The organism is Paenibacillus polysaccharolyticus, from assembly GCF_900102085.1.
Taxonomy (GTDB): domain Bacteria; phylum Bacillota; class Bacilli; order Paenibacillales; family Paenibacillaceae; genus Paenibacillus; species Paenibacillus polysaccharolyticus.
Genome location: NZ_FMVM01000033.1, coordinates 21,887 through 28,055, shown reverse-complemented (window position 1 = coordinate 28,055; position 6,169 = coordinate 21,887). Strand labels below are relative to the sequence as shown.

Annotated in this window: 4 protein-coding genes and 1 tRNA gene; all 5 read left to right on the top strand. The window is 48.6% G+C overall.

Annotated elements, in window-relative coordinates:
* Positions 1-11: 11 nt before the first annotated feature.
* The 5 genes from BLQ13_RS28180 to BLQ13_RS28160 all read left to right on the top strand — a co-directional run bounded on the left by BLQ13_RS28180 (position 12) and on the right by BLQ13_RS28160 (position 6,119).
* Positions 12-82, top strand: a tRNA-Gly gene (locus BLQ13_RS28180).
* Between the two features lie 404 nt (positions 83-486).
* The gene (gene iolD, locus BLQ13_RS28175) at positions 487-2,352 is read left to right on the top strand and encodes a 3D-(3,5/4)-trihydroxycyclohexane-1,2-dione acylhydrolase (decyclizing) (protein ID WP_090924988.1); all 1,866 of its coding nucleotides are present in this window, start codon (positions 487-489) and stop codon (positions 2,350-2,352) included.
* A gap of 101 nt (positions 2,353-2,453) precedes the next feature.
* Entirely contained in the window at positions 2,454-3,347 is an 894-nt protein-coding gene (gene iolE / locus BLQ13_RS28170; RefSeq protein WP_090924987.1) for a myo-inosose-2 dehydratase, read from the top strand.
* Between the two features lie 152 nt (positions 3,348-3,499).
* Positions 3,500-4,510: a 5-dehydro-2-deoxygluconokinase gene (gene iolC / locus BLQ13_RS28165; RefSeq protein WP_090924986.1), complete on the top strand. Its 1,011-nt coding sequence runs from the start codon at positions 3,500-3,502 to the stop codon at positions 4,508-4,510.
* 133 nt (positions 4,511-4,643) lie between these two features.
* Entirely contained in the window at positions 4,644-6,119 is a 1,476-nt protein-coding gene (locus tag BLQ13_RS28160; RefSeq protein ID WP_090924985.1) for a CoA-acylating methylmalonate-semialdehyde dehydrogenase, read from the top strand.
* Positions 6,120-6,169: the final 50 nt, after the last annotated feature.

Here is a 6,169-nt window from a genome sequence, read left to right as displayed (position 1 = left end):
TTTTTGTTTATGCGGGTGTAGTTCAATGGTAGAACTTTAGCCTTCCAAGCTAATAGCGTGGGTTCGATTCCCATCACCCGCTTTATATATTGAAGAAGAAAGAGACACAATCTGTGTTCTCTTTCTTTTTTTGCATGAACAAGAGGTTATTCCCCTTTTCCTATATTATGTGGCCAAGCCTTCGTCATATTTCTGCATCTATTTTCTCAATTAACATTCAATCCACATTCAGCGAACTCTCTTGTTACACTCCAAGCTAATATTTGTTGATCATTTATACCTTACATTCCTCCAGCGTCGTACGATCTCACCCCTTATTTTACGCAAATACAACCTAATTTTAATAAAACGCTTACAAAAATAGCTTGCGAAAATGCTCAGCCTGTAATACCATATGAATTAAGCGCTTAACCTTTAGGGGTAAGGCGCTTAAACTTAACTTAGATTAAGCGCTTAACCCGTAAAGGAAAGGATGGCGATCAATTCATGACAACGATTCGACTAACGATGGCTCAGGCCTTGCTTCGATACCTGGATCAGCAGTATATCTCGGTAGATGGGGTAGAAACCAAGTTTGTAAAAGGAATTATCGGAATATTTGGACATGGGAATGTAACGGGAATCGGGGAAGCATTAGAACGCAGCTCTGGAAGCCTGACGTATATGCAAGGTAAAAACGAACAAGGTATGGTGCACACAGCTGCAGCTTATGCCAAACAGAAGAACCGCAAACAGATCTACGCATGCACTACGTCTATTGGCCCTGGTGCATTGAATATGATTACTGCCGCAGCAACGGCAACGGTGAACCGGATTCCGGTATTGCTTCTCCCAGGAGATAACTTTGCTACAAGAGAGCCAGATCCCGTATTGCAACAACTTGAAGTAAGCAATGACTATACCATATCGGCTACAGATCCGTTCAAAGCGGTCAGCAAATACTGGGATCGCATCGTGCGTCCGGAACAGTTGATGGTTGCAGTTACCAATGCTATGCGTGTATTGACCGACCCAGCTGAGACCGGAGCTGTTACGCTGGCATTACCTCAGGATGTGCAGGCAGAAGCGTATGACTACCCGGAATCTTTCTTTGCCCGTAAAGTGCATTATCTGGATCGCAGGCCACCTGTTCAGGCAGCCATTGAACGGGCAACGAAGCAGATCACCCATAGCAAAAAGCCCCTGCTCGTTGCAGGCGGTGGGGTGCTCTACTCCGAAGCATCTGCACAACTGATCGAGTTCGCGGAAGCCTTCGGTATTCCAATTGCTGAAACACAAGCAGGCAAAAGCGCAGTATCTTGGGAACACCCGCTTAATGTGGGGGCCATCGGGGTTACCGGTTCTCTGGCAGCCAATCGCTTGGCTAAAGAAGCGGATGTCGTGATCGGCGTGGGTACGAGGTTCTCCGATTTTACCACGGCCTCACATGCTGCTTTTCAAAATCCAGAAGTATCCTTTATCAACATTAACTTGAATAGTATGGATGCTGCCAAGTTAGGCGGGGAAGCCATTCTGGCAGATGCCCGTGAAGGTTTGCAGGCGTTGCAACAAGAATTGAAGGCACAACAGTACAGCAGTGCATATGGTTCATCTGAAGTGGCTGATCTCCGTGATCAATGGAATACAGAAGTGGATCGACTCTACGCTGCCGAGCATGAAGCTGGTTTAGCGCAGACGAAAGCCATTGGTATCGTAAACCGCACGATTGATCCATCTTCGGTAATTGTCTGTGCAGCAGGAAGCCTTCCAGGTGACTTGCATCGTTTGTGGCGTTCGACTGAGCCGAAGACATACCACATGGAGTATGGGTTCTCTTGTATGGGATACGAGGTCAGCGGTGCATTTGGAGCAGCACTTGCAGAGCCTAATCGTGAAGTCTACGCCATGGTGGGTGACGGCAGTTATTTGATGTTGCATTCTGAACTGGTTACAAGTCTGCAGGAACAGAAGAAAATGACGGTTCTTTTATTCAATAATAATGGCTTCCAGTGCATTCATAATCTGCAACGTGAACATGGCAGTGACGGATTCGGGAACGAATTCCGTTATCGCGAAACAGAGAGCGGCCGTTTGACGGGTGAGTATATGCCTATGGATTTTGCGGCTCACGCTCGTAGTATGGGAGCGAAAGCATATCGTGCGGAAACCGCAGAACAACTGGAACAGGCGCTTCGGGATGCCAAGAACGAGACGGTAACAACGTTGATTGAAATTCCGGTTGTACCGGGAACCAACACAGGCGGATATGAGTCATGGTGGAATGTCGGGGTGCCTGAAGTATCGGTTGAGGAAAAAGTAGTTCGTGCCCACGAGACGATGAAATCGAATCGCGGTAAAGCAAAACGGGTGTAATTCACGCTACTAATCTCATCTACTCATTTATTTCATAAATAAATCTCTTCTCATAAAGATAAAGTCTGACAAAGCTGAACAACAAAAGGAGCCGTGGAACCATGAGCAAGCTGCCATTCCAGCTTGGGATTCATCCGATCAATTGGGTCGGCGAAGATGTAAAGGAACATGGTGATGATACAACTTGTGCGCAGATTCTGGACGATATTCAGCGTCTGGGATTGAAGGGTACTGAGATGGGACGCAAGTATCCGACCGATCCCGCTACACTGCGTGAAGAACTGAGCAAGCGTAATATCAACCTGATCTCCCAGTGGAAATCAGTACTGTTCTCGGATCCGGCATATCGCCAAGCGGAGCTGGACGATTATCGCAGACATGCTGAATTTCTGCAGTCCATGGGCAGCAAGGTCATTAGTACAGCCGAGGTTGGCGGGTCACTTCATTTTGATCCAAGACGGACACCTCATGAAAAAGAAGTACTCAGACTCAGCGATGCCGAATGGCATGTTCTTGCTGAAGGTTTGAACCAAGCTGGTGCCATTGCTCAGGAGCATGGCCTTAAGCTCACCTATCACCATCACGGAGGCACTGTAGTTGAGCAACCAGAGGAAATTGATCGTTTGATGGAGCTCACAGATCCTTCACTGGTATACTTGCTCTTTGATACAGGCCATGCCTACTATGGCGGCGCCGATCCACTTGAGGTGCTGCGTAAACATTACGACCGGATTGCCTACATCCATCTGAAGGATATTCGCCCGGATGTGCTGGATCAGGCACGAGCGGAGCAATCAGACTTTGTTGGCTGTATTCGCAGGGGGGTATTCACGGTACCAGGAGATGGTTGCATTGATTTTGCACCGATTCTGCAGGAACTGATCACTCGCGGGTATAACGGCTGGGCGATGCTCGAAGGAGAACAAGATCCTGCCATTCATAATCCGTATGAGTATGCGAAACGCTCTTTGAGTTACATGGAGTCTCTGTACTAGGGCAGTAAAGACACCGCAATTAAAGACAGCTAACCAGCCTAGCATCTATATGTGTAGCAAATTAAAAAGAACCAATATGAATTCATATAAATGGAGTAAGAATTATCTCCTAACCAATCGAAATTTCCACCATAGAAAGGGGCTCAAACGCAATGACTTACGTATCCTTTCCAGCATCCAGGAAGAAGGATTTCACTGCCATTGGCCGCTTGTGCATCGATTTGAATGCCAATGAGATCAACCGTCCGATGGAAGAGACGATGACGTTCACCAAATACGTTGGCGGTTCTCCGGCCAATATTACGATCGGCATGTCCAGACTTGGCATGGAGACGGCTTTCATCGGCAAAATTGCAGGTGACCAGATGGGCAGATTCATCCAAAGTTATCTGGAGAAGAACGGGATCGACACCTCCAATGTGGTGACTGATAACACGGGGGCAGTCACGGGCCTAGCTTTTACCGAAATCAAAAGCCCGACAGATTGCAGTATTCTAATGTACCGGGACAATGTAGCGGATCTGTTATTGCAGGCCAGCGAGGTACAGGAGCAACTAATTGCGGATTCCAAAGTGTTGTTGATCTCCGGTACAGCTCTCGCACAGAGCCCATCACGGGAAGCCGTTATTCAAGCTCTGACTTATGCAAAAAAACATGGCACTGTCATCGTATTTGATTTGGACTACCGTCCATATACTTGGACATCGGATGAAGAGACAGCAGTCTATTATAACCTCGCTGCCGAGAAATGCGATATCATTCTGGGAACACGAGAAGAGTTCGACATGATGGAGACATTTGAGAATAACCCGGATCATAATGATCAGGTGACGGCACAGAAATGGTTTGATTTTTCAGCGAAAATCGTTGTGATCAAGCACGGAAAAGAAGGTTCTATCGCGTATACGCGTGAAGGGCTCTCACACCGGGCTAACAGTTACCCTGCTCGTGTTGTGAAAACGTTCGGTGCAGGCGACTCTTACGCTGCCGGATTCCTTTACGGCTTAATGCAAGGCTGGACGATTGAGCGCAGTATGAGCTACGGAAGCGCAGCAGCAAGTATCGTTATCTCCAGTCACAGCTGCTCGGATGCAATGCCGACTGTAGAACAAGTGAATGAGTATATCGAACGCTGCAACCGGGGCGAGATTATTCCGTCTTGATGCAGCCGTAAACAGATGGCTTTGTTCTAGATGATCCATGTTGGATCAATGGGACTTCGTGATACGAAGATACGCAGTGGATAGGAAAGAAACGCATAGAAGTAACGCACATAAACGAGGGGAGACAACACACATGGGAAAAGGGACTTCAGAAGCGTCTACAACAGTGACGAACGTACAAAACTGGATCGGGGGTACTTGGGTAACCCCAACGACAACACGAACCGAAGCGGTTGTTAACCCGGCTACGGAAGAGATTATTGCATACGTGCCGCTGTCTGAACAAGCGGATGTAGATCAGGCCGTACAGGCTGCACGGACAGCATTCAAATCATGGAGCACCACACCGGTTCCTCGCCGTGCCCGTATTCTGTTCCGTTATCAGCAACTACTGGTAGAGCACTGGGAAGAGCTGGCTAAACTGGTGACACTGGAGAACGGTAAAAGTTATGCCGAGGCTTATGGCGAGGTATTGCGCGGGATTGAGTGTGTTGAATTCGCGGCAGGCGCCCCGAACCTCATGATGGGCAAACAGCTGCCTGACATCGCTACAGGACTGGAATCAGGCATGTACCGTTACCCAATCGGGGTCATCGGAGGAATCACTCCGTTCAACTTCCCGATGATGGTACCTTGCTGGATGTTCCCGCTGGCGATTGCTTGCGGTAACACATTTGTTCTGAAGCCGTCAGAGCGCACTCCGCTCCTGGCTGGACGTTTGGCAGAACTTTTCAAAGAAGCGGGACTTCCAGACGGGGTACTCAACATCGTTCACGGTGCACATGACGTTGTAAACGGATTGCTTGAGCATAAAGAAGTTGCGGCTATTTCCTTTGTCGGTTCTCAACCTGTCGCTGAATACATCTACAAAACAGCTTCTGCACACGGCAAACGTGTTCAGGCACTTGCTGGTGCGAAGAACCACTCCATCGTTATGCCGGACGCTGACCTTGATCTGACCGTAAAAGAGATCACAAGTGCAGCGTTTGGATCAGCTGGCGAACGTTGTATGGCTTGCTCCGTTGTGGTTGCTGTTGGTGATGTGGCGGATGCCTTGGTACAAAAGCTGGTGGAAGCTGCTGACCGCATCAACATTGGTAACGGCATGGACGAAGGCGTATTCCTGGGTCCGGTAATCCGTGGACCTCACAAAGAGCGTACACTGGGTTACATTGAGTCAGGTGAACAGGAAGGCGCAACCTTGATTCGGGATGGACGTAAGGATCAAGCGACAGACGGCTCCGGTTATTTTGTAGGGCCAACTGTATTTGATCATGTAGATAGCACCATGAAAATCTGGAAAGATGAAATCTTCGCTCCAGTACTTTCGGTGGCAAGAGTAGAAACGCTGGAGGAAGCGGTAGAACTGGCAAACCGTTCAGACTTTGCTAACGGGGCATGCCTATTTACTCGCAGCGGTGCGAATATGCGCCAGTTCCGTGAAACGATTGAAGCGGGTATGCTGGGCGTGAATCTGGGTGTACCAGCGCCGATGGCCTTCTTCCCATTCTCCGGTTGGAAGAAATCCTTCTACGGTGATCTGCATGCTAACGGCACGGATGGTGTGGAGTTCTACACTCGCAAGAAAATGGTAACTACACGCTGGTAATCGATCAACGCACAGCGTACACCATGCAATACAGGGGCTGAGCAAGGGCT